This window comes from Maribacter sedimenticola (assembly GCF_900188415.1).
In the GTDB taxonomy this organism is placed as follows: Bacteria; Bacteroidota; Bacteroidia; order Flavobacteriales; family Flavobacteriaceae; genus Maribacter; species Maribacter sedimenticola.
This window is the reverse complement of the sequence record NZ_FZNV01000001.1, coordinates 165,210-187,897: the sequence shown is the minus strand read 5'-3', so window position 1 is coordinate 187,897 and position 22,688 is coordinate 165,210. Positions and strand designations below refer to the sequence as shown.

The 22,688-nt window shown below is 37.2% G+C and carries 13 protein-coding genes; 2 read left to right on the top strand and 11 right to left on the bottom strand.

Annotation, left to right across the window (positions count from 1 at the left end; genetic code table 11):
* Positions 1-29: 29 nt before the first annotated feature.
* The 5 genes from CHB68_RS00805 to CHB68_RS00780 all read right to left on the bottom strand — a co-directional run bounded on the left by CHB68_RS00805 (position 30) and on the right by CHB68_RS00780 (position 6,815).
* Positions 30-1,466 (bottom strand): glycosyltransferase, encoded by a 1,437-nt coding sequence (locus tag CHB68_RS00805; protein ID WP_089258621.1) that lies wholly within the window; start codon positions 1,464-1,466, stop codon positions 30-32.
* Between the two features lie 444 nt (positions 1,467-1,910).
* Positions 1,911-2,984, bottom strand: a complete 1,074-nt coding sequence (locus tag CHB68_RS00795; protein ID WP_089258617.1) for a PA0069 family radical SAM protein — start codon at positions 2,982-2,984, stop codon at positions 1,911-1,913.
* A 46-nt stretch (positions 2,985-3,030) separates the two neighbouring features.
* Positions 3,031-4,584: a hypothetical protein gene (locus tag CHB68_RS00790; RefSeq protein ID WP_089258615.1), complete on the bottom strand. Its 1,554-nt coding sequence runs from the start codon at positions 4,582-4,584 to the stop codon at positions 3,031-3,033.
* A gap of 17 nt (positions 4,585-4,601) precedes the next feature.
* Entirely contained in the window at positions 4,602-5,384 is a 783-nt protein-coding gene (locus CHB68_RS00785) for an enoyl-CoA hydratase/isomerase family protein (protein WP_089258613.1), read from the bottom strand.
* Between the two features lie 18 nt (positions 5,385-5,402).
* The gene (locus tag CHB68_RS00780; RefSeq protein ID WP_089258611.1) at positions 5,403-6,815 is read right to left on the bottom strand and encodes a sensor histidine kinase; all 1,413 of its coding nucleotides are present in this window, start codon (positions 6,813-6,815) and stop codon (positions 5,403-5,405) included.
* A 326-nt stretch (positions 6,816-7,141) separates the two neighbouring features.
* On the opposite strand from CHB68_RS00780, the gene CHB68_RS00770 reads away from it, so the two are divergent.
* Positions 7,142-10,393 (top strand): ligand-binding sensor domain-containing protein, encoded by a 3,252-nt coding sequence (locus tag CHB68_RS00770; RefSeq protein ID WP_245838726.1) that lies wholly within the window; start codon positions 7,142-7,144, stop codon positions 10,391-10,393.
* A 38-nt stretch (positions 10,394-10,431) separates the two neighbouring features.
* Here the strand turns inward: CHB68_RS00770 and CHB68_RS00765 are convergent, their stop codons facing one another.
* The 3 genes from CHB68_RS00765 to CHB68_RS00755 all read right to left on the bottom strand — a co-directional run bounded on the left by CHB68_RS00765 (position 10,432) and on the right by CHB68_RS00755 (position 17,446).
* Complete coding sequence (locus tag CHB68_RS00765; protein WP_089258607.1) at positions 10,432-10,983, bottom strand: CopD family protein; 552 nt, start codon at positions 10,981-10,983, stop codon at positions 10,432-10,434.
* A gap of 121 nt (positions 10,984-11,104) precedes the next feature.
* Positions 11,105-14,230 carry a VPS10 domain-containing protein gene (locus CHB68_RS00760; RefSeq protein ID WP_089258605.1) on the bottom strand — a complete coding sequence of 1,042 codons (3,126 nt, stop codon included), beginning with the start codon at positions 14,228-14,230 and terminating at the stop codon, positions 11,105-11,107.
* A gap of 72 nt (positions 14,231-14,302) precedes the next feature.
* Positions 14,303-17,446 carry a VPS10 domain-containing protein gene (locus CHB68_RS00755; RefSeq protein ID WP_089258603.1) on the bottom strand — a complete coding sequence of 1,048 codons (3,144 nt, stop codon included), beginning with the start codon at positions 17,444-17,446 and terminating at the stop codon, positions 14,303-14,305.
* Between the two features lie 305 nt (positions 17,447-17,751).
* On the opposite strand from CHB68_RS00755, the gene CHB68_RS00750 reads away from it, so the two are divergent.
* On the top strand, positions 17,752-19,059 hold the full coding sequence (locus CHB68_RS00750; protein WP_089258600.1) for an alpha/beta hydrolase family protein: 1,308 nt from the start codon (positions 17,752-17,754) through the stop codon (positions 19,057-19,059).
* 211 nt (positions 19,060-19,270) lie between these two features.
* On the opposite strand, the gene CHB68_RS00745 is transcribed toward CHB68_RS00750, so the two are convergent.
* The 3 genes from CHB68_RS00745 to hemH are packed head-to-tail and all read right to left on the bottom strand — an operon-like array spanning position 19,271 to position 22,538.
* Complete coding sequence (locus CHB68_RS00745; protein WP_089258598.1) at positions 19,271-20,647, bottom strand: MATE family efflux transporter; 1,377 nt, start codon at positions 20,645-20,647, stop codon at positions 19,271-19,273.
* 41 nt (positions 20,648-20,688) lie between these two features.
* Complete coding sequence (locus tag CHB68_RS00740; RefSeq protein WP_089258596.1) at positions 20,689-21,462, bottom strand: DUF3050 domain-containing protein; 774 nt, start codon at positions 21,460-21,462, stop codon at positions 20,689-20,691.
* Between the two features lie 32 nt (positions 21,463-21,494).
* Positions 21,495-22,538 (bottom strand): ferrochelatase, encoded by a 1,044-nt coding sequence (gene hemH / locus CHB68_RS00735; protein ID WP_089258594.1) that lies wholly within the window; start codon positions 22,536-22,538, stop codon positions 21,495-21,497.
* Between the last annotated feature and the right edge of the window lie 150 nt (positions 22,539-22,688).

Sequence of the window (22,688 nt, the reverse complement as noted above, 5' to 3'; positions counted from 1 at the left end):
GCCCTTTTATATTATTTAAAATTTTACTCTTATTTCTGTGGTAATTCCCTAGTCAACCAACCTCTTCTACTTGCCGTAGCTATTGCATAAGGTGTAATCCAGAATAGACCAAATGTATATAGCACGCTATATGAGTATGCCCAAAATGATTCTATTAACGTATAACGCTTAGCATAAAATATTACAGGGAAAGTAGATAATACCAATATACTTAAGAACGTAGAGCTTAAAAATAACAGTGGGTGTGTAAATACGAATACCAACATGAACAATACAAAAGGATAGCAAAGTACAATTCTTGAAAACTGGCTGAAAAACAACAACCTTGTACCTGCCTTAGGTCCTTTTCTGAAATTTGTAAAGACGTATTTGGACATTTGTATATTTTCACGGACATTACTTCTACCCCATCTAATGAACATCTTATACAACCCTTTATATTTTTCCGGAACATTGGTATAAGCAAACGCGTTCCTTTGGAACAATACATGATAACCTTGCTTCAAAATCATATTTGTCATGGCCCTATCTTCCCCAATATCGGAAGGTTGCCCCATAAACGTTTGATTGATCCACTCCTCCAAACAACCAAAAACTGCTGTTGCCCTGTATGCTGCCAATGCACCTGGGGTACATAGTACAGAATTCAATGTACTTTCAGAAGACCGTACAAATTCAAAACTAAGCGCAAAACTTACATCTAGCATCTTAGGTAAAATTTCTTTCTTATTGTTAAGCACACGAATATTACCTGCTACTGCACCACAATTCTCATCAACGATAAACGGACTTACCAAATTTCTCAAGGTATCCTTATCCACAATGGAATCACTATCTACGGTAACAAAAATTTCACCTGTACCTTCCTTAAAACCTCTGTAAAGTGCATGACGTTTACCCATGTTCTTGGGTTGCTGACAAATAGATACCCTGTCTCCCAACTCTTTTTTGGCCTCTAGCATCCAATTCCATGTATCATCCTTACTACCGTCATCAATTGCCAATAATTGAACTTTATGTGCAGGGAAATCACTTTCCGCTAAACTTTTTAATGTGGCCCATACCTGCTTGCCTTCATTATAGGCTGGTACAATTACTGTAACAGATGGCAATTCCTCATCTGAAACCGATGGGATAGCCTTATACTTTAAAAACCTAATAAAGGTGTAGATAAAGAAACTTAATTTAAAAACAAAAAAAGCAGCTGCAACGACCATAAAAATAAGTCCGATCAACGTGCTTCTTCTTTCAAGATGCAATTGTGTAAAATCATTCTGTAGGATATATGCTAAATAAGCACTCCCAAACATTAAAACAAATGTACTTCCCATTACAAAAACACCCCATGCATTGGCATTTTCAATGATATGTTTTAATCTGGAAAAAATAGATTTTTTTGTATTTGCCGACTTATTTTGTGGGCTCTGGATATTTAAATCTTTCTTGGTAGTATTCTTGGCTTTCATAAATGGCTCTAGTATTTATTACATTCCCCCTATCTACGCTTATATATGTCTTTTGGATGTTATTTTAACAAAAGTTTTTAAAGAATTTTTTTTAGGTGTAAAACCGCATATTATTTACGTAGCAAATACTGCTGTAAAAACATATTTTTTTAATTCATTTAAATTAATTCTTTCATTTTCATGGATTTATCTCTCAAATTATACAATTCAACTTTTTAAAAAAATTCATATAAACTATAATTATTATACCGTGTAATAAATGTTATTTAGAGTTGTTTAAACCAACTATGATAGCTGTTCCAATTAACCAAAAATTAATTATTCCTGACTTAATACATGTTTACCTCTTATTGAATAAAATATTAGCTGCAAATGGAAGGTAATCACCTATAATTTTTCAAAATATATCCCCTTTGAAAAAGTTTCCTTCTTATTGATTATTAATTAAAATAGTTTTAACTGACCATCTCTATAAGTCTCATACAAACCGGTATTTAATGTTGGAAATTTTTTATCCTTGAAATACATACGTTTGGCCAGATCAAACATATCATGAATTTGAGAAGCTATTTTGCCCTGACCTTTTTTTCGTATTCCAAACCTACTATCGTTTAGCGATCCCCCGTGGCATTCACTTATTTGATGTAACACTTTGTCCGCCTTGTCTGGCAAGGCTTTCCTAATCCAATCCGTAAAAATTTCTCCTATAGCTCCGTTTAATCGTACCAACGTAAATGCCATAGAAACCGCTCCTTGATCAGATACCGCTTTTGCCAATTTTAAAATTTCATGACTATTTATTCCAGGAATTATGGGGGCCAACATGGCATTTACGGGAATACCTGCTGCAGATAATACCCCAATTGCTTCCAATCTTTTTTTAATAGTGGTAGTCCTAGGTTCCACCATACGTCTAGTTTCTTCGGATAGAGAGGTGACGGAAATATTAACACCAATTAAACCATGCGCACTTAATTCTTTCAGAATATCCAAATCTCGCAATATCAATGCATTTTTGGTGATGATACCCACTGGATGCCTATATTTTAAAAAGACTTCCAAACATTTCCTGGTGAGTTTAAATTTACGTTCAGCGGGTTGATAACAATCCGTGTTACCAGACATGACAATGGTCTCGGCTTTCCAACTTTTGCTTTTTAATTTGGCCTCTAACAATACGGGGGCATCTTGCTTTACCAGAATTTTTCGTTCAAAATCCAAACCTGCACTGTAACCCCAAAATTCATGAGCATTTCTAGCATAACAATAAATACAGCCGTGTTCACAGCCTTGATACATGTTCATGCTATAGTTCATGCCCACATCTGGACTCTTGACCTTATTTACAATAGTTTTAGGGAATATGGGTATATATTGTGTCTTATTGTCGTCCGCTATTTCACCTTCTAGGTGACAGAATTCCAAAAAATCGTCCCGAAATTCATTACTATAAGCCGAGAATTTATTGTTTGTATTCCGCTGCGCACCCCTACCCTTGAGATAAGAATCATCATTCATTAATTGGATTTATTCCAAAAATATGGAAAATATCCTAACAATGATTTTATTTAACAGCGACTTGTACCAATTGTTTTTTAGTACCACGCTTAGCATAAAATTTCAAGGCATCGTTTTGCCTATCAATAAAAGGTACGGAAACCATTAAAGGCAAGCGCGCCTCCGTATCATCAATGACCTTGTTGTATTTCATATGTCCGTCTTCATTTAATAGGATTAAAAAGACGTTTCTATTCCTGCTAAAACCTTGTTTGAACATGATGCGGTCATCACTTAACTGTTGTGGATTTTCTGCAGATGTACTAATAAAAAAATAGGTGTCGTCATCTTTGGTATAAGCACTATAGGAAGCATATGCACCATCACCCTGTGTTACTTCTGTCTTATTGATGTTCCTGGCCCATATTAAATCCCCTTGGTCGCTTAATTTCGCACTGATGATATCATTGTGGTGGTAGCGTGTAATTTTGACCCTGCCACCACTAGAATTGGATTGTACACTGTTACTCGTAAAATATTCCTCTGCATTAAATAATATATTACCCTCTTTGGTGATATCCATTCCTTTAAAGACCAAATTTTTAACGGCCTTATCTTCTTCCCTTCCAAACTTATCTATCATGAATTGCTCAGAAAACGGATTGAACTTACTTTTTTCCAACTCCAATGAAAGCGGATTCAATTTAAAAAATGATATTCCGTTATAACGATTGTCCTTTCTATCCGCATAAAAACCTATACAAAGCAGGTCGCTACCTTTGAATATGGGTTTTAAGGCTTCTGGAAATTTACCTGGGGTATAAAAAGATTGCACACTACGCCCGGTCTTTGAAATACGTACCATTTCATATTGAAACTTACGCTCTGTAGCATTAAACCTTTTTTTCTTAAAATAAGCTTTTCCTACTAAATATACATGTTGCAAATCTTTGGAAAACACTAAATTTTCAAAAGCATAGTTCTTTTCCTCTACCTCATCAGAAAAATCATGCTCCATTATTTTGCTCAAATTGGCATTGAACACGTGAATAAAATGCTGATCTACTTTTCTTTTCTTGTAATGCGTTGTAATCGCAAATGCAGATTTGTCATCATTGAACAGAACAGAGGTCGTAAAACCAGAAGTAAAATTTCTATTATAGTAATTACGATCCAACGGCTGTACTACTGGTTCTGAAGCTATGGATAGAATAGTTTCTTTTGTAAACTGAAATTGGGTAAACGGACTACGATGCACTTCATAAACATAACTGCTGCTTTTAAAGCTATACTCAAGAAACAATAGGTAAACCTGGCCGTTTCGCACATAGGCATCAATAAAATTAGCGTCCTTCAGCTTATAATTGAACTCCGAAATCAATTCCAGATCTTTATTATAATGTTCAATAAAATAGCCCTTTGGTTTTAGGATAATGCCCGTATAATATGCTCTAACGACAACCGTACCCCCGTTACCATCATCTGCAATGGCCAACATATTTGAATACCTGTACTTATCATTGAACTTTTCTCCAATGGTATAGGTTACCAACTCTTCTTGGGCAAGAGCCGTAAAAACATTGATACATAGAAAAAATAAGAAAATGCTACGTTTTAACATAACCCCTTTGGTTTATGTCATGAACCTGGAAATTCCGCTTTTCTTTTTTCCAAAAATGCTGATGTACCTTCGGTAAAATCATCTGTTCCAAAGCAAGCGCCAAAAGCTTCAATTTCCTGCTCATAACCATTTACAGTATTCTTAAAACCAGCATTTACCGCTTTTATTGCATAAGCAATGGCTACAGGCGAGTTATTGGTAATCTTTCCTATAATTTTATGGCAGAGGGGCAATAATTCTTCTGGTGAAGTTACATGGTTGACCAGACCATAAGCCAATGCTTGGTCTGCCGTAATCATACCTGCAGTCATAATCATTTCCATTGCACGGCCCTTACCTACCAGTTGTGGTAGACGTTGGGTACCGCCGTAACCCGGTATAACCCCTAATGAAACCTCTGGCAGACCCATTTTAGCATTGTTACTTGCAACCCTAAAATGGCACGCCATGGCCAATTCCAGTCCGCCGCCCAATGCAAAACCATTGATTGCGGCTATAACCGGGGTAGAACTATTTTCTATAAAATTGAACAGTTGCTTTTGTCCTTTGGCAGCCAGTTTCTTGCCTTCTTTCTCACTAAAATCCGAAAATTCAGAAATATCGGCACCTGCTACAAAGGCTTTTTCTCCACTACCCGTTAGTACAATGGCTTTTACATCCTTGTCTTTCTGCAAGTCCTTAAATGCATTGTGCAGTTCACCAATAGTGTCCTTGTTCAAGGCATTTAATTTATTGGGCCGATTGATGGTTACTATAGCTGTTGGTAATTGTTTTTGGACTAAAATATTATTGTATGACATGATTTAAGTATTGTCTGATTAAACGTTTTCTTTTGGGAATTTTACACAAAATACGGTACCCTTACCGGGTTGGGAAGTAAAATTAATAGTTCCCTTATAAGTTTCCACAATATTTTTGACCATTCCCAGGCCAAGTCCCATTCCACTTGTTTTGGTGGTAAACTTTGGTTCAAAAATTTTCTCCTCATGGTCTTTTTCAATTCCGTGGCCATTATCCGCTACGGATATTTTCACCATGTTCCCTTCAGAAGCAACACTTACCAATACCCTTGGGGATTTTACATCAGGAACGGCCTGTATGGCATTCTTTACCAAATTTGTGACCACACGTATTAATTGTGTACGGTCTAACTTGGCGATTATTTCTTCCTCATCTGCAATGAAATGGATATAATCCTCATTAAAGATGTCCAAAGCTAGTTTTACGATCTTGACCACGTTTAAGGTTTCATTCTGCTGTGCCGGCATTTCCGCAAAATTTGAAAATGCAGAGGCAATACTGCTCATGGTATCTATCTGTTGAATAAGTGTATTGGAATATTCCTTTACTTTTTCGTGAATGTTGGGGTCATTGGGGTCAAATTTACGTTCAAAACTTTGTACGCTTAAGCGCATGGGCGTCAAGGGATTTTTAATTTCATGCGCTACTTGCTTGGCCATCTCGCGCCATGCTTGTTCACGCTCACTTTTTGCCAATTTAACCGCACTATGCCCCAATTCATCTATCATGCCATTGTATGCGCCAATTAATTTTTCAATTTCCTCTCCGGGATTTTCTATAAATATCTTTTTGTTCTGCTTGCTAAGGTCCGTCCGTTCCATCATATCGGAAATGGTCTCCAACGACCGGGTAATATATTTTGAAATGAAAAAGGCGAATAAAATAGCCATAAGAAGCATGAGCAAGTACACCCCGGACAAGCGCATTAAGAATTCCTTTAGCTCATAATCGTTAAATGAGTTGTCCTCAAAATAGGGAAGATTTAGAATACCAATAGGTTTAAACTTTTGGTCTGCGATATAGGTGAACGATGCTTTATATTTATCCCCTGCCAAAGCATTTTCACGTACATAACGTTTATTAGGACTAATTTCCAATTGATTTAGAACCTCGGCATCCAGGCACATGGAGATAGAATCATTTGCAAACTTTGGACGTGAACTTTTTATAAGCTCCCCATCTAGGCTATAGATATTGAAGTTCATGTTCTGCACAACGGCAATCTCATAAATTTCATTTTTAAATATGAGGCCCAGGTTTTCTGTAGTAACGGGATAGGTAGTTTTCTGAATGGCTAGATCAATACTCTGCCTAATCTGTTCTTCCTTACGTTCCATTCTGTTTTCATGGTAATCCTTGGATTGCTCCCGGTATTGGTATACCGTTACACCAGCAATCAAAACCGATGCAATGAGCACCAAAAATATCATGGATAAGAAAATACGCGACCGTAAAGATACCTTCGTTAACAAGATTCTGCTATTTCGTCTAAAGTTAGCAAATATCGCACCAAAACATATTAAATATAAAGTTCAAGCAAAAAATCTAAACCTGAGGTTATTAACATGTGACTACCAAGCAGACTATAATCGGTATTAATAAACCGCACATTATTATGCGAACAATTTCAGCATAAAAAAATATAACGCATTTATAATCAAACTCATGTAAAAATTATTTTAATCAAAAAACCATTTTGAAAGTAATTTCTTACAATTATTTGCGTTAGTATAAAGTACATCTTTAAAATTGTGGTATGCCATTAAAATTTGGATTCAAGTTTATCACCCTTTTTATAGCTATTCTTTCTTTTTACAACGCTCATTCTCAATACACAGAGCCTCTTACCTTTCAACATATACAAGAAGGAATGTCGCAAAGTAGCGCTACTGTTCTAATGGAAGATAGTTTTGGTTTTATCTGGATCGGTACCCGAAATGGTCTTAACCGTTATGACGGAAAAGATTTTGAAATATATAATAAAAGTACAGATGGCAAAACTGGGCTTAATCATGAATACATTGTTGCTTTATATGAGGATGGTCAAAATATTATTATAGGAACCAATGAAGGTCTTAACGTATATAATCGTGATTTAAATATTATAACGCCCTACCCATTCAAGAACGAAGGTGAAACAATTAAAAATATAGTTTTTGAAACTATAGTTAAAAAAGATAATACACTTTGGTTAGGCGCAGAATCTGAGGGTCTTTATAAATACGAAATAGAAACAGGAAAAATAAAACATTTTCCACCCCCTAATAATCACTTAAAACTTGATAACCATAGAACAAATAAAGTTATACAAATAGAACTATTAGGCCCAGATCTAATACTTGCTGTTTTTACATATGATACGCTGATATTAAATTCTGAACTTGAAATAATTAGTACAATACCACAGAAAGATGAAATTATTTCTAGTATAAAGCTACCGGAAAATACTTTTCTAATGGGTTCTAGTAGCGGTTCATTATTTAAGTTAAAAGTCCAAGATACATCACTCATTATTTCCAAAGAAAAAGAGGTCAGTCCAGGTTTTGCTATTCTCTCTTTAGAAAAAAATTTAGTTGGTGAGCTCTGGATAGGTACAGAAAATAATGGTTTATACATTTATTCAAGCAACCTAGATTTTATAAGACATATTCAATACAGTGTCACAAGACCCAGTTCCCTTTCTGGTGATTCTATTTGGTCCTTGTTATGTACACGAGACGGTACTATGTGGATAGCCCCTTATAAAAGCGGACTTAGTTTTTATGATAAAGATTTCTTTAAATTTCAGCATGTAAAGCCAGACCCGTTCAACCCTAAGTCTTTAAGTCACAAATTGGTCAACTGCTTTGTAGAGGACAGAAAAGGAAATTTATGGATTGGTACTGATGGCGGCGGCTTGGATTACTGGGACAGATCTTTGGATACTTTTGACAACTATTCCTTAAAGAACAAAACATTTAACAGCAATGTTGTACTTTCAATTTTAATGACAGATGAAAATGAACTCTGGGCAGGAACATGGACTCATGGAATAGCTGTTTTTAATACAAACACTAAAAAATATAGCGTATTAACCGCAGAAAATTCATTTTTAAAATCAAATATAATAATTGACCTGTTAAAAGATAAAAAGGGGCGTATTTGGATTTTAAATTACTTTGCAGGAGTACAAGTATATAATCCTACTACCAATACACACCAGGATATACCTTTAAAATCGGATATAGATGGTTCAGACGTTAATGCATTATATAAGATATTTGAAGATCAACAAAGCAATATCTGGGTTGGAACATTAAACTCTGGTTTATTTAAATTGACCGAAAAGGATAACTCATGGTCAAGTACTCATTATCACACACAAAAAACCTTAAGTAATAGATTTGTTAATTCAATCATTCAAGATACCGAGAATACCATTTGGGTAGGCACACAAGGGGGACTTAACAAATATATTCCTGAAACCGATTCTTTTCAGTCTATCACAAAATTAAACGGCCTTAAAAATGATGCAGTTAAGGGTATTATAGATGATAAGAATAACCACTTATGGTTAAGTACTGAAGATGGCATCATTAGATATAATACCAATACAGATGAAACAATTAATTACGATGTAGGTGATGGCCTCCAATCTAATGAATTTATAGCAAGCTCATCAATAACTACCAGTAAAGGAGAGTATATTTTTGGGGGCATTAACGGATATAATGTATTTACCGCCAACGAAGTTGAAAAAAGAAAAGACGCACTTACGTTATTTATTTCAGGACTTAAGATTTTTAATAAACCAGTATTACCTAACGATGATTTTGGCGTTTTAAAAAAGGATATATCTCTGGTAGATTCATTGACCTTTAATTACGACCAATCTGTAATTAATTTTGATTTTAAAGCCCTTACTTTTAGGCATCCAGAAAATGTAAACTACGCTTTTTACCTGGAGGGTTTTGAAAAAGACTGGAATTATGTAGGCAATAAACCTACTGCTACCTACACAAACTTAAACCCTGGAAATTATACTTTAAAAATTAAATCTACCAATTCTGACGGAGTCTGGATTGATAATGAAAAAAAATTATTTATTACCATTACACCTCCGTATTGGCAAACGTGGTGGTTTATAACGTTGCTTATTGCTTTCGTTATTCTTCTAATCTACCTTGCATATCACCTTAAACTAAGGTCAATTAAAAAATATCAAAGAAAATTAGAATTAAATGTAGCACAACGAACAAAAGAACTACAGCATCAAAAAAACAAACTCATTGTAGCTGCAAATGAATTAGAATCAAAAAATGAAGAAATACAGCGATTTGCATTTGCGGTTTCCCACGATTTAAAAAGTCCCTTAGGCAATATTAAAGGTCTAGCCAGTCTTATACCCACAGAAATGTCCATAGAAGATCATCCGGGAGTATTGGAGTATTTGAACCTAATAGATGTTTCTTGTACTAATATGAACGAATTAATTTCTGATATTACGGAAATTGCCAGGCTAGGAAAAATCGAGAATAAAAATGAGTTATTGAAAACCAATGAAATACTGAATGTATCAAGTAACCTTATTAAAAGCAAATTGAATACACAGAATATTGACCTTACCATAACCGAAAACTTACCAGATATTTTTGGCGACCGTAACAGGATAATTCAAGTTTTTGGTAACTTTTTAGATAATGCCATCAAGTATATGGGAGACCAACCAAATCCGAAAATACGTGTAGAATTTGAAAATAATGGTGACACCAATAGCTTTTTAGTGCATGATAATGGCTCAGGCATGAATGAGCATGCGCTAGAAAAACTTTTTACACCTTTTGAACGTTTTCATAATAATGTACAGGGAACAGGGTTGGGTCTTTACATGGTGAAAAAAATAGCCACATCACATGGAGGAACCATCACTGCTGCATCTGCAGGTGAAGGAAAAGGAAGCACGTTTAAATTAACTTTACCCAAAGCTAAAATTGCTGCACAGGAGGCCAAGACGTCAATGATATTTTAAGATAAGGAAAAAAAACCGGTATTTAATTTTTGGTCAATTTAAGCTTCGGGATTCTTGTTTCTAATTTGCTTGTAAAGCTTAATCCCCAGCATTAACAACACACCCAATACAATAATTCCTATAACTCCAAAAATCCAATTGAAGGAATGTTTAAGAATGACCAAGAAAACAATGGCAAAGAGTATTAAAGTTGCCCCTTCGTTCCATATTCTCATGTAGTTAGATGTATATCTAATATCATCTTTCTGAAACCTTTTAAAAGTTTGATGATTCTTTAAATGGTACAAAATCAATAATAGCACAAAACCAAGTTTTACATGCATCCAAGGTTGTGTTAGCCAGCCTGGATAAATAACTAATAGCCACACCGCAAAAAAAGTGGCCAATATAGCTGACGGCCAAGTAATGATATACCACAAGCGTTTGGTCATCAACTTCAATTGTTTTGATAGAATTTCCTTATCAGGAGAAGGTTTAGAATTCGCCTCAATATGATAAATAAACAACCTAGGTATATAAAAAAGCCCTGCAAACCATGTGATCACAAAGATGAGATGCAAGGACTTTATATAATTGTAATATTCTGACATAGGATTATAAAAACAAACTCAAGTTCTAAAACAAGTTTAAGAGCAAAAAACAAGTTCAAGCTCAATTCTCATTTCTTATTATAATGAAATTCAAAGTTAGCAAAAGCGCATAAAACTCATATTATAATCTTATTGCCCCAATTCCTGCATCCCACAGGGTTTTATTATAAGCAGGTATTACTGTATTCTTTAATTGAGTTCCCCTAGCTTTTAGACCTGTCCATTGCGCGTCTAATTCAGTCTTTCTGTCTGTACTAGACTTATTCAATCTTGGGATACTGCTATTGGTCTGGTTGATCATGAACAGGTATTCAGCCGTAAACTTATTAGGAAAGTTCTCTACATCATCATAAGCTTGGGATTTACGTTGCACCATTTCAGCATCCCAGGCCTTCATATCGGCCAATAGTTTTTCACCTACAGATTTCACCGTTGGATCCGTTACTTTCTTTAAAATCGTTGTCAACTCTTTTTGAGCTGCATATAATTGATTGACCATATTGTGCATTGCGGTCAATTCTGCTTCGGCAGCGGTCATAAATACATCGAACTCTTGGTACTGTCCAGGTTTTGTTTCATAGGTAGGCAATTCTTTTATAATACCCGTAGTAGTCACTTTTTGATCATCAACCTTTAACGTAAAAGTGTAGTTACCAGGAGAAACTTTATGACCTGTAAAACCAGCTTCAATATAGACATCTGGTATTCCTGGCATAATAGGATGTTTCATATCCCAAACAAAACGGTTTAAACCTTCATTTTTACTTAAAACCGGTGCCGGCGGAGCACCACCACCATTATGAGGTTTGTAAGAAGGATCTTTTTCGGAACTTATAGTTCTGATTACTTTTCCTTTAGCATCTGTAATTTCTAAAGTTATAGCCGTACTATCTTTTAATTTTGGAAGTTCATAATACAATACCACACCATTTGCAGGGTTGACACCTTCAAAAGGATCACTGCCCGTAAATTTTGAAGAATCACCATTTAAAGGACTGCCCCAAGAACCGTTATAGGCTTCTTTTGGCTTCAGCATCTGAAGTCCTTTTTTAGAAGGCTGATATTGACCTAAGGCAACGACATCATCCAAAATCCAAAACGAGCGTCCAGAAGTAGCCACTACTAAGTCACCTTTATGAACTTTTAAATCGGTAATAGGGGTTTTTGGCAAATTTAATTGAAAAGGCTCCCAAGATTTACCTCCGTTCCATGATGCATACATTCCTTTTTCGGTACCTGCATATAACAGGTCTTTCTTAAACTCATCTTCACGAACTACGCGGGTAAATGCGCCATACGGAATCCCTGAGTTAATTGCCGTCCATGTTTTGCCATAATCGGTTGTTTTATAAAAGCCAGGTGTGTAGTCATTAAACTTATACCTTGTGGTAGCAATATAAGCCGTAGCAGGATCATGCGGAGAAACTTCAATGGCATTGATCAAACATTCCTTTAACCCTTTAGGGGTAACATTCTCCCAAGTTTCTCCACCGTTTTTGGTCAAATGCACCAAGCCATCATCACTTCCGGTCCAGATATATCCTTTTTCGTGTGGAGATTCCAAGATATATGCCAACGTACCGTAATTTTCCGCACCAACAGCTTCATTGGTATACGGACCTCCACCATTTCCTTGTTTTGCATCGATATCACGTGTAAGGTCTGGCGAAATAATCTCCCACGTTTTACCCATATCCGTAGTTTTAAAAACATATTGGGCACCATGGTAAAAAGTTCCGGGTTCATGTACCGAAGCTATAATTGGGGCGTTCCAATTGAACAAGTATTTCATATCCCTAGCCTCGCGACCTAAATACTGAATAGGCGCTTGCATAATTTGGGTAGCCGATTTTGACACCATATCCATTACCTCAACAGTACCTAAATATTGACCGCCCATAACATACCTTGGGTTATCTGGGTCAAATGCCAAAAAAGCACTTTCACCACCGGCAGAATCGGTCCAATCCCTTGTTGTAATACTACCGCTACCTGTAGACAAACTTGCAATTTTTACAGAAGTATTATCCTGTTGACCACCATAAATATTATACGGAAATAGATTGTCTACACTAATTCTATAAAACTGTGCTGTTGGCATATTATTCTGTGTAGACCACGTTTTAGCATAATCAAAAGAAACGGATGCGCCACCGTCATCTGCCAAGATCATATTTTTAGAGTTATTAGGGTTAATCCATAAATCGTGCGTATCGCCATGTGCAACATCTAGATCCTCCCAGGTTTTACCACCATCTTCTGATCGTAAAGCAGGAGCACTCAACACATAAACGGTATCTTCATCATTAGGGTCTACAAAAACCTCTATGTAATACCATGCCCGTTGTACCAAACGATTATCGCCACTGACCATACTCCAAGATTCCCCAGCATCATTTGAAACGAACAGACCACCTTTGTCCGCATTGGAATCACTTTCAATTAATGCATATACCTTATCGGAATTAGACGGACTAACGGCAATAGCCATTTTTCCTTTTTCCTCAGGTAACCCTTTGTGTATTTTATGCCATGTTTCACCTGCATCGGTAGATTTATAAAGTCCACTACCGGGACCGCCACTTACCACCATATTGGGCATACGTTGATGTTCCCACATGGCAGCATACATAATTTCTGGATAATTGGCATCCATAGACAGTTCAGAGGCACCGGTTAAGTTGTTTACGAACAACGTATTTTTCCACGTTTTGCCTCCATCCGTAGATTTATAGATACCACGCTCCGCATTGCCTTCAAAAAGAGCTCCTTGCGCGGCAACATAAACAATATCTGGATTTGTAGGGTGGATGATTATTCGCGAAATATGCTGGGTTTTATCAAGTCCCAATTTCTTCCATGTTTTTCCGGCATCCGTAGATTTAAATACACCATCTCCGTAAGAGGTCATTACACCTCGTGGCGCATGTTCACCCATACCAACATACACAATATTAGGGTTAGATCCCGATACCGAAACAGCACCAACGGAACCCATTTCAAAATATCCATCAGAAATATTTTCCCACCGTTGCCCTGCAGATTCGGTTTTCCAAACTCCGCCACCTGTCGTACCCATATAGTACGTCATGGGGTCACCAATAACGCCCGTAGCGGTTACCGACCGCCCACCCCTGAACGGACCAATATTTCTAAATTTTAAAGGTTCAAAATAATCATTGGCAGTTTGTGCAAAAGTTATGGTGGTTGCCAGTACCGTTACAAAGTAGAGTAATTGTTTTTTCATGTGTGGCTGTTAGGTTTTATCTGAAAAGTAAAAACCTCCCTAAAAAATAGAGAGGTTTCTGTTGATGGATTTTTACTTTCCGTCTTCAATAAACAAATAGTTCAAGTTCAATTCATTAAACTCTTTGTTGAATTCTTTGAGTTCTGATGATATTACTTCATTAAAAATCTGAAGTTCTTTATTGATTTTGGCTGTCAGTTCATTCTTTACGGCGATGTCTTGCTCTGTGGGCGGGAAATCATCTATTGAGACCAAACTGTTTAAATGACCTAATTTGTTAGTGAGCTTGATAGGGAAGTTTAAGGGATCTTGACGACTTCTATTTTTGGTCTGATACAGCGCCTTCTCTACTTCACCGAGTTTTTCTTTCATCACTTTTGCCTTTTCAATCAAATCTTTGGTTCTGGCGTCATCTTTATACTGCTCCGTAAATGAATTCAGTTGCTTGGTGACATCTCTAATCTTCTTTATAGATTGATGCGCATTTTCGATGGTAGTGTTGATATCGGTAATAAAATCGAATTGCTGTTGCATTTCTGCCACAGAACTCTCCGCTCTTGGGTCTGGCAAAATGGTAAACGTTTCGCTACTATTGCTGCCGTTTACGTTCAAATGCACTTTATAATTACCGGGCACTGCTTTTGCCCCGTCAAAACTAGCCCACCAGAAAATCATACCTTCCAATTTGGTAGCTCCTTTACCTCGCGTATCCCAAACAAAAGTGTTCCCGCCTTTTTTAAGGTCTAGCTTCTCCTCTTTTTTCTTTGAGATAGAACTATAGTTCGCCAAGGTATCACCTGCCATACTGGTATAGGTCAGCTGAACCGTATCTTTTTCTGAATAATCCTTAAGTAAAAAATGGGTGATCACACCGTTCTCTAAATTTTGTCCCGATGTTTTGGAAGGCTTTTTAGAAGCCCTACCCTTGGTACGGTAAGAATCCTTTGGTTTGAACAAAACGGTACTCGCGCTTTTCTTAGATTCATCTAACTGATGTAAAACGGTAAGATCATCAATAATCCATAGACTTCTACCTTGTGTAGCCACTATTAGATTATCATCTTTAATTGTTAAATCCGTTATTGGAACAATTGGCAAATTCATTTGAAAAGAAGACCAACTAGCCCCATCGTTGAATGAAATATACATACCGGTTTCTGTACCCGCATATAACAAACCTTTCTTTTTTGGGTCTTCACGAACAACTCTGGTAAAGTGTTCAGCGGGTATACCGTTTGTTATTTTCGTCCATGTCTTACCATAATCCGTTGTTTTATAGAGGTAAGGTTGAAAATCGCCCAGCTTATATCTCGTAGCCGCAACATAGCACGTACCCTCATCAAAATTAGAAGGCTCAATACTATTGATCATATTCCATTCTGGCATATTCGGCGGAGTAACATTTTCCCAAGTAGCACCGGCATCTTTAGAAACATGTATTAACCCATCATCACTACCTACCCAAAGCAAACCTTCTTTCAACGGACTCTCATTGGCAGCAAAAATGGTACAGTAATATTCCACACTGGTATTATCCTGTGTTATAGGACCGCCACTAGAACCTAGTTTTGTAGGGTCGTTTCTCGTTAGATCACCGCTTAAAACCTGCCAGCTTTGACCTTCATTTTCCGTTACATGTACGTAGTTAGAAAAGGTATATAGTTTCTTAGGATTATGTCTACTGAACATAATTGGAAAATTCCATTGAAAACGGTATTTCATTGCTTCGGCTCCGGCTCCCATGGGATTGTCCGGCCACACATTGATACCCCTTACCGTTCCGGTTTTATGATTGATCCGTGTTAAAAACCCATCATAACTACCGCCGTATACAATATCGTTGTTAAGTGGGTCTACAGCAATATGTGCCGATTCTCCCCCTGCCGTTTCTTCCCAATTGCCCTCATCAATTGCACCACCATCACTTCTATGATCAATGCGCAATGTAGAGTTATCCTGTTGTGCCACATATATTCTATAAGGAAAAGAATTATCCGTAGTTACCCTATAAAATTGAGCTGTAGGCTGGTTGTAATACGTACTCCATGTTTCGCCACCATCATAGGAAATTTGAGCGCCACCATCATCACCAATAATCATACGTTGGGCGTTTTCAGGAGAAATCCACAGATCATGATGGTCACCATGTGGGGCGTTAAATGTTTTAAATGACTTGCCCCCATCACTGGACTTATGGTAGTTTACGTTCAGCACATAAACCACATCTTCATCTTGAGTATCGGCATACACTCTAGTGTAATACCATGCACGTTGTCTTAGCTTTCTTTCCGAATTGACCATTGACCACGTTTTACCGCCATTATCAGATCGATATAAGCCCCCTTTTTCCTTATTTTCTACAATTGCCCAAACCTTTTCAGAATTTTTAGGAGAAACGGCAACCCCAATAATACCCAAGGTATCTTTTGGAAAACCATCGTTCTTGGATATTTCGGTCCAAGTTTCACCACTATCGGTACTTTTCCATAGTGCAGACCCATCACCACCACTAATTAAACTGTAAGGTGTACGTTGTGCGTGCCAGGTTGAGGCATACAATATCCTTGGGTTGTTAGGATCAAAGGTTAAATCTACCGCACCGGCCTGTTCGTTTACAAAAAGCACCTGTTTCCAATTTTTGCCACCATCGGTACTTTTGTATATACCACGGTCTGTTGTTGGTTTATAGATATCACCAAGTACAGCAGCATAAACTGTATTATAATCTGTAGGATGCACACGTAATCTTGGTACATGCCTACTTTGTTTTAGACCGGCGGTAGCCCATGTTTTACCACCATCTTCGGTTTTCCACACACCATACCCAGATGACACGTTACCCCTTAAGGTTTTTTCACCACCGCCAACATAAATGACATTAGGGTCGCTTTTTGCTACTTCTACGGCACCGATGCTTCCGCCAAAATAACCATCTGAAATATTCTCCCAGGTACGGCCACCATCCAATGTTTTCCATACACCACCTCCCGTAGCGCCAAAGTAAAATAAATTAGGTTTACCAGGCACACCGGTAACCGCAGCGGAACGACCTCCACGAAAAGGTCCGATCAATCTATAATCCAAACTAGAATATAATTCTTCTGGATAGGTGGGTACGGAACTTTGCGATTTGTTTCTTCTTTGAGATAGAACAGATAACGGTAATAGTAAACATGCCAACATAAGTATGCCAGCATTGGTCAGGTGCTTTTTCATTTTAATAGTTTGAAGTTAGTCTCACCTAAAATTAAACAAATTGAATCGCAAATGTTTGTTTTAAGATTTTATTAGCATCATATTTTAAGAAATTTTACCAAATCATGAAATTGCATAGCGCTACCCTATTAAATTTTCAATGCTAATATGACTATCTGTTTAAGGTTTAAACATCACAAAACGCCCTTATACCCCATAAATAAGAAATTACAGATTCATAGTTGAAGATAATTGTTGAACATTATTCAAAAATAATATCTAAAATTTAAAGTATTCCTATATTTAGACAAATAAACTAACGAAATATGAAATATAAAGTACTTTTAACATCAATTGCATTATTGATTTTGTTCTTCAACGGAGTACAGTTACCAGAGGCAAATGCACAAACAACTGAATTTGTATATGGAGACCCGTTACCCGATGCACCAAAACTTAGTGCAAGGGGAAAATATAAAGTAGGTGTACAGACCATAAATCTTGTAAACAAAGGCCAGGTAGATATTTTAAATACCAAGGAAGGCAAAGACCCCTTATATGATCGGCCAATTACTATAGAGGTTTGGTATCCTGCCAATGTAAATCCACAAGAAAAAACCGTAGTATATAATGAAGTAATGGGGACTGCCAATGATAGCCTTAGACCTTTGACACCATTTACTTTTAAAGGTAGGGCGTATAGGAATGCCAAACCATTGACAGACCAAGGCAATTATCCACTTATTGTAGTTTCCCATGGATATGTTGGCTCACGATATCTCATGACGTACCTGACCGAAAATTTAGCTTCCAAAGGATATATTGTTGCGGCAATTGATCATACGGATTCTACTTTTAAGGATGCAAACGCATTTCAAAGTACGCTATTGAACAGACCAAAGGATATACGTTTTGTTATTGATCAAATGGTAGAATTGGGTTCCAAAGGTTCAAAAAGTAAGTTGCAAAATTTAGTAGATGCCAATAACATAGGAATTATTGGGTATTCTATGGGAGGTTACGGCGTTTTAAATGTAGCAGGTGCAGGATATAGCGATGCACTGGCTGGTTTCTTTACAGGGATGACCGGGGGCAGTACCGCCATTGCAGTCAACACTGCAAAAAACGAGGAATATAAAAAATTAACGGATGAAAGAATAAAAGCTGTAGTTGCATTTGCACCCTGGGGCATGGAAAGGGGCGTTTGGGATGCGGAAGGATTAACGGGACTAAAAAAACCAACCTTTTTTATTGCCGGCAGCCAAGACGATATCTCAGGTTATGAAAATGGTATAAAGGCAATATATGAGGGTGCAGTAAATGCCGACCGCTACCTATTGACATACCAGAATGCAAGACATAATGTAGCCCCTAACCCACCACCAGCGGAAGCATTGGCACCAGGTCTGCACATAGATGAGTATTACAGGTATGCAGAACCATCATGGGACCAACGAAAATTAAACAATGTCAACCAACATTTTGTGACCGCTTTTCTGGGACAACATCTTAAGAACGAGGATAATTCCAAATATTTAGAGCTACAGGAAAATTCTAACGAAAAGGATTGGACTGGTTTTAAGCCAAGGTCGTCTACAGGAATGGAGTTACTTCATGCGCGGCCCGCTAACTAATCTAATTTCTAAATTTAGCTGCTAAAGGAACTTCTTCCTTTAGCAGCTTCATATATGTATTTTGATTGGAAATTAATTCCTTCAGTTTCCATACCAATAAAAATATAGCAACCGCAATCAATTGTGATAAAATAAAAACCATATTTGCAATCATTAGCGTTTTTGACGCTACTTACGAAAAATGTTTTTAAAGGTTTGATTAACCATTGAATTAAACCAAATTCTTTTCAATTTCCTTTTTTAAGAAATAACCTGTTACGATCGTAGCAAGCACATCTGCAATTGGAAAGGAAATCCAAACACCCAGTTCCCCTAAATAATTAGGCAAGATGAGAATGAGGGGAATAAAGAAAAATCCCTGTCTACATAAGGTAAGCAATAATGCCGGAACGGCTTTACCAATGGCCTGAAAATAAGCTGCCCCGATCAGTTGTAGAGCTATTATAGGAGTTGCAGCAAAAACCCAACGCATTGCGGACGGTGTGTTCTCAAGTACAAAGGCGTTGGTAGCAAGTTCAACATCGCTCATATTGGGCTTGTGACTAAGAAAGAGACCTGCAATTTCTTCAGGAAAAATCATTAGACCCGTAAAGACCACTGTAGCCAGTATGGCTGCATACTTGATAGCCGTATAAATGGATTCTTTGACCCTGCCATATTTAGCGGCACCATAATTATAGCCGGCAATGGGTAAAAATCCTTGGGTAACACCAAAAACAGGAAATAAAGCAAACATGAGCATACGACCTATGATCGCATACACTGCCACCATTGCCTCCCCGCCCAAATCAAAAAGAATATTGTTCATTAAAAGATAAATGACACTGACCACTGCCTGTCTTGAAAGTGTTACAAAACCCAAGGAACTTATTTCCCTTAGAACTACAATATTAAAACCTAAATGCCTAATCGATAATTTAAGCTCAGAATGTCCGGAAAGAAAAAAATATAAAATATAACTAAAGCATAAAAAATAACTTATGGTTGTTGCCCAAGCAGCACCTTGCATACCATAATCCAATACATTGATAAATATAAAATCCATCAATAAATTACCAATTGATGGTATTATCATGGCAATCATGGCAAATTTTGGTTTACCCTCTGCCCTAATTACGGCATTACCCATCATGTTCAATGCCAATAAAGGCACTCCATACAATACAATGACATAATAGATTTTTGCCATTTCAAAAATAGAGCCCTTACCGCCAAAAGCAGGTATAAGTTCATCCACATAGGAAAGGCCAACCGTAACCATGATCACGGTTACCATAAGCGTAATACAAATTTGATTTCCAAATGTTCTCAACGCCTTTTCCCTATTGTTGGCCCCTAGTGCCCTAGATATCATACTGGCACCGCCAATACCAATGGCCATACCTAAAGCACCTATAAAAAATGAAACGGGCAAAACAACGTTTATGGCCGCAATTGCTATGGAACCGATCCAGTTTCCAACAAAGATTGAATCGACCAAAACATTTAGTGACATGACCAAAATACCAATACTGGCAGGTACGGCCTGTTTGACCAGCAATTTTGAAATAGCATCCGATCCCAATTGATCTGAAGATACGTTTGCCATAGTGCAATTCTAGTTTGGTTTTGTGCTAATTATTGCGATGGTTATACGGTGGCCAAAGACTGCTCCTTGATTTTAGAAGCAATAAAATCCCATAAATTTATTCGCTGTTGTAAGGCCTCTTGTGAATATTGCAGTACATCCTTCCATTTTTTCCCATCATCTCCACAAAGTTCCTGAATCATTTTTAATGATAATGGTCCATGATCATCACCATCCAATTCAATATGTCTTTTCAGGTAATAACCCAACTTAGGATAAGCTTCTTCTCCCGCGCGATCTATAATTTTTAAAAACATATCCGGTATCAATTCTTCCCTACCAAAAGTAAATGCAGCCGCAATTTTGTGCGATTCATTGGTTTTCAAGACATGGAATGTAAATTGCAAAAAGTCTTTGACGGCATGGGATTCTTGCAATGCATCTATTGTTTCCTCAATGCGTTCCATACCTGATACCTGTTCCAAAAACTCACGAATAGGTAAGGTATTGGCACCTACCTCCTCCATGGCATCGGTATACATTTCAAAGTGACTTTTATATTGTCCCTTTTCATTTTGATCACTTTCTTCTTCGGCAACTATTTCATTGATAAACCTTGCTGTATTGGTATTTTCTACCGGTTTCCAAGGTATGGTGGTACATGTCAATTGATTTTGAAGTCCCTTTAATAAAGACATAAAGTCCCAAACGGCATATACATGGTTCTCCATAAAAATACGGACATCGGCTATGGATGTTAATTGTGTATATAGCTCGTGTTGCCTTAGTTGTTCTTTTAACGGTACTAATGCAGATTCTATTTCTTCGATTTTCATAGCAGTGATATTCTAAGAATTAAATTTTATGTTTATGTACTTGGTGTAACGGCCAAAAGACCGGTACGCTCCCACTCGTTCACCCATTTTGCCATAACCTGTACCCAAGCATCATTATCGTTCATACAGGGTATATGCTTATAATTTTCCCCTCCGGCTTCAAGAAACTGCTCCTTGCCTTCCATGGCAATTTCCTCCAAAGTCTCTAAACAATCGCTTACGAATGCAGGTGTAATAACCGCCAAGCGTTTTTTACCTTCCTTTGCCAATCGTTCAAATTCATAATCGGTATAAGGTTTTAGCCAAGGGTCGCCCGCCAATCTGGATTGGAACGAAGAACTCACCTGCTCTTCGGGCAATCCTAAATAAGCTTTGACCATCTCGGTAGTATCATAGACCTGATGTCTATAACAGGTATTATGCGCTACGGAATTGATTTTACAGCAGCTACCATCTATCTTGCAATGGTAACTTGTTGGATCGCTTTTACGAATATGGCGCTCTGGTATACCATGATAGGAAAATAATATATGGTCATAATCAAAATCCTGCAACCCTTCTTTGATACTTTCCGATAACGCTTGGATATAATCGGGATTTTTATAAAATGCCGGTAACGTGGTCACGGACATTTGTGGAAAAAACTTTTGTTGATCTTCCAACACCTTTACCACGACCGTTTCAAAGCTTGACATGGCATAGTGGGGATATAACGGTACCAAAAGCACATCGTCCACGCCTTTATCCTTCAGCTCTTGCAGCGCAATTTTTATGGTCATTGTTCCATATCGCATTCCCAAAGCAACGGGCATTTGTGTATGTTGTTTTAATTTATTGGTAAATCGTTCTGAGAACACTATTAAAGGAGACCCTTCTTCCCACCATATTTTGGCATAGGCCTCTGCAGATTTTTTTGGTCTGGTCTGTAAAATTATACCTCTAACCAAAATAGTACGCAGCCATTTAGGGGCATCTATGACGCGCTCATCCATTAAAAATTCATCTAAATATGGCTTAACATCTTTTGGGGTAGGACTATCCGGTGAACCTAAATTGACCAATAAAACTCCTTTCATAGCTTACGTTTTATATTTGAATGCAAAAATAACACTTGATGATCGATGATATTTTAATTTTAGGCAATAGTTTTTCTATACCCATATAAAGCCTGCCAATATCTCCTTAAATAATTTTTAGTGCTATTAAAAATTAGTATGTTACCTACA

Bases quoted from the DNA above. Each gene is read 5' to 3' on its own strand.
- CHB68_RS00805 (WP_089258621.1), bottom strand. From the start codon at position 1,466: ATGAAAGCCAAGAATACTACCAAGAAAGATTTAAATATCCAGAGCCCA.
- CHB68_RS00795 (WP_089258617.1), bottom strand. From the start codon at position 2,984: ATGAATGATGATTCTTATCTCAAGGGTAGGGGTGCGCAGCGGAATACA.
- CHB68_RS00790 (WP_089258615.1), bottom strand. From the start codon at position 4,584: ATGTTAAAACGTAGCATTTTCTTATTTTTTCTATGTATCAATGTTTTT.
- CHB68_RS00785 (WP_089258613.1), bottom strand. From the start codon at position 5,384: ATGTCATACAATAATATTTTAGTCCAAAAACAATTACCAACAGCTATA.
- CHB68_RS00780 (WP_089258611.1), bottom strand. From the start codon at position 6,815: ATGATATTTTTGGTGCTCATTGCATCGGTTTTGATTGCTGGTGTAACG.
- CHB68_RS00770 (WP_245838726.1), top strand. From the start codon at position 7,142: ATGCCATTAAAATTTGGATTCAAGTTTATCACCCTTTTTATAGCTATT.
- CHB68_RS00765 (WP_089258607.1), bottom strand. From the start codon at position 10,983: ATGTCAGAATATTACAATTATATAAAGTCCTTGCATCTCATCTTTGTG.
- CHB68_RS00760 (WP_089258605.1), bottom strand. From the start codon at position 14,230: ATGAAAAAACAATTACTCTACTTTGTAACGGTACTGGCAACCACCATA.
- CHB68_RS00755 (WP_089258603.1), bottom strand. From the start codon at position 17,446: ATGAAAAAGCACCTGACCAATGCTGGCATACTTATGTTGGCATGTTTA.
- CHB68_RS00750 (WP_089258600.1), top strand. From the start codon at position 17,752: ATGAAATATAAAGTACTTTTAACATCAATTGCATTATTGATTTTGTTC.
- CHB68_RS00745 (WP_089258598.1), bottom strand. From the start codon at position 20,647: ATGGCAAACGTATCTTCAGATCAATTGGGATCGGATGCTATTTCAAAA.
- CHB68_RS00740 (WP_089258596.1), bottom strand. From the start codon at position 21,462: ATGAAAATCGAAGAAATAGAATCTGCATTAGTACCGTTAAAAGAACAA.
- hemH (WP_089258594.1), bottom strand. From the start codon at position 22,538: ATGAAAGGAGTTTTATTGGTCAATTTAGGTTCACCGGATAGTCCTACC.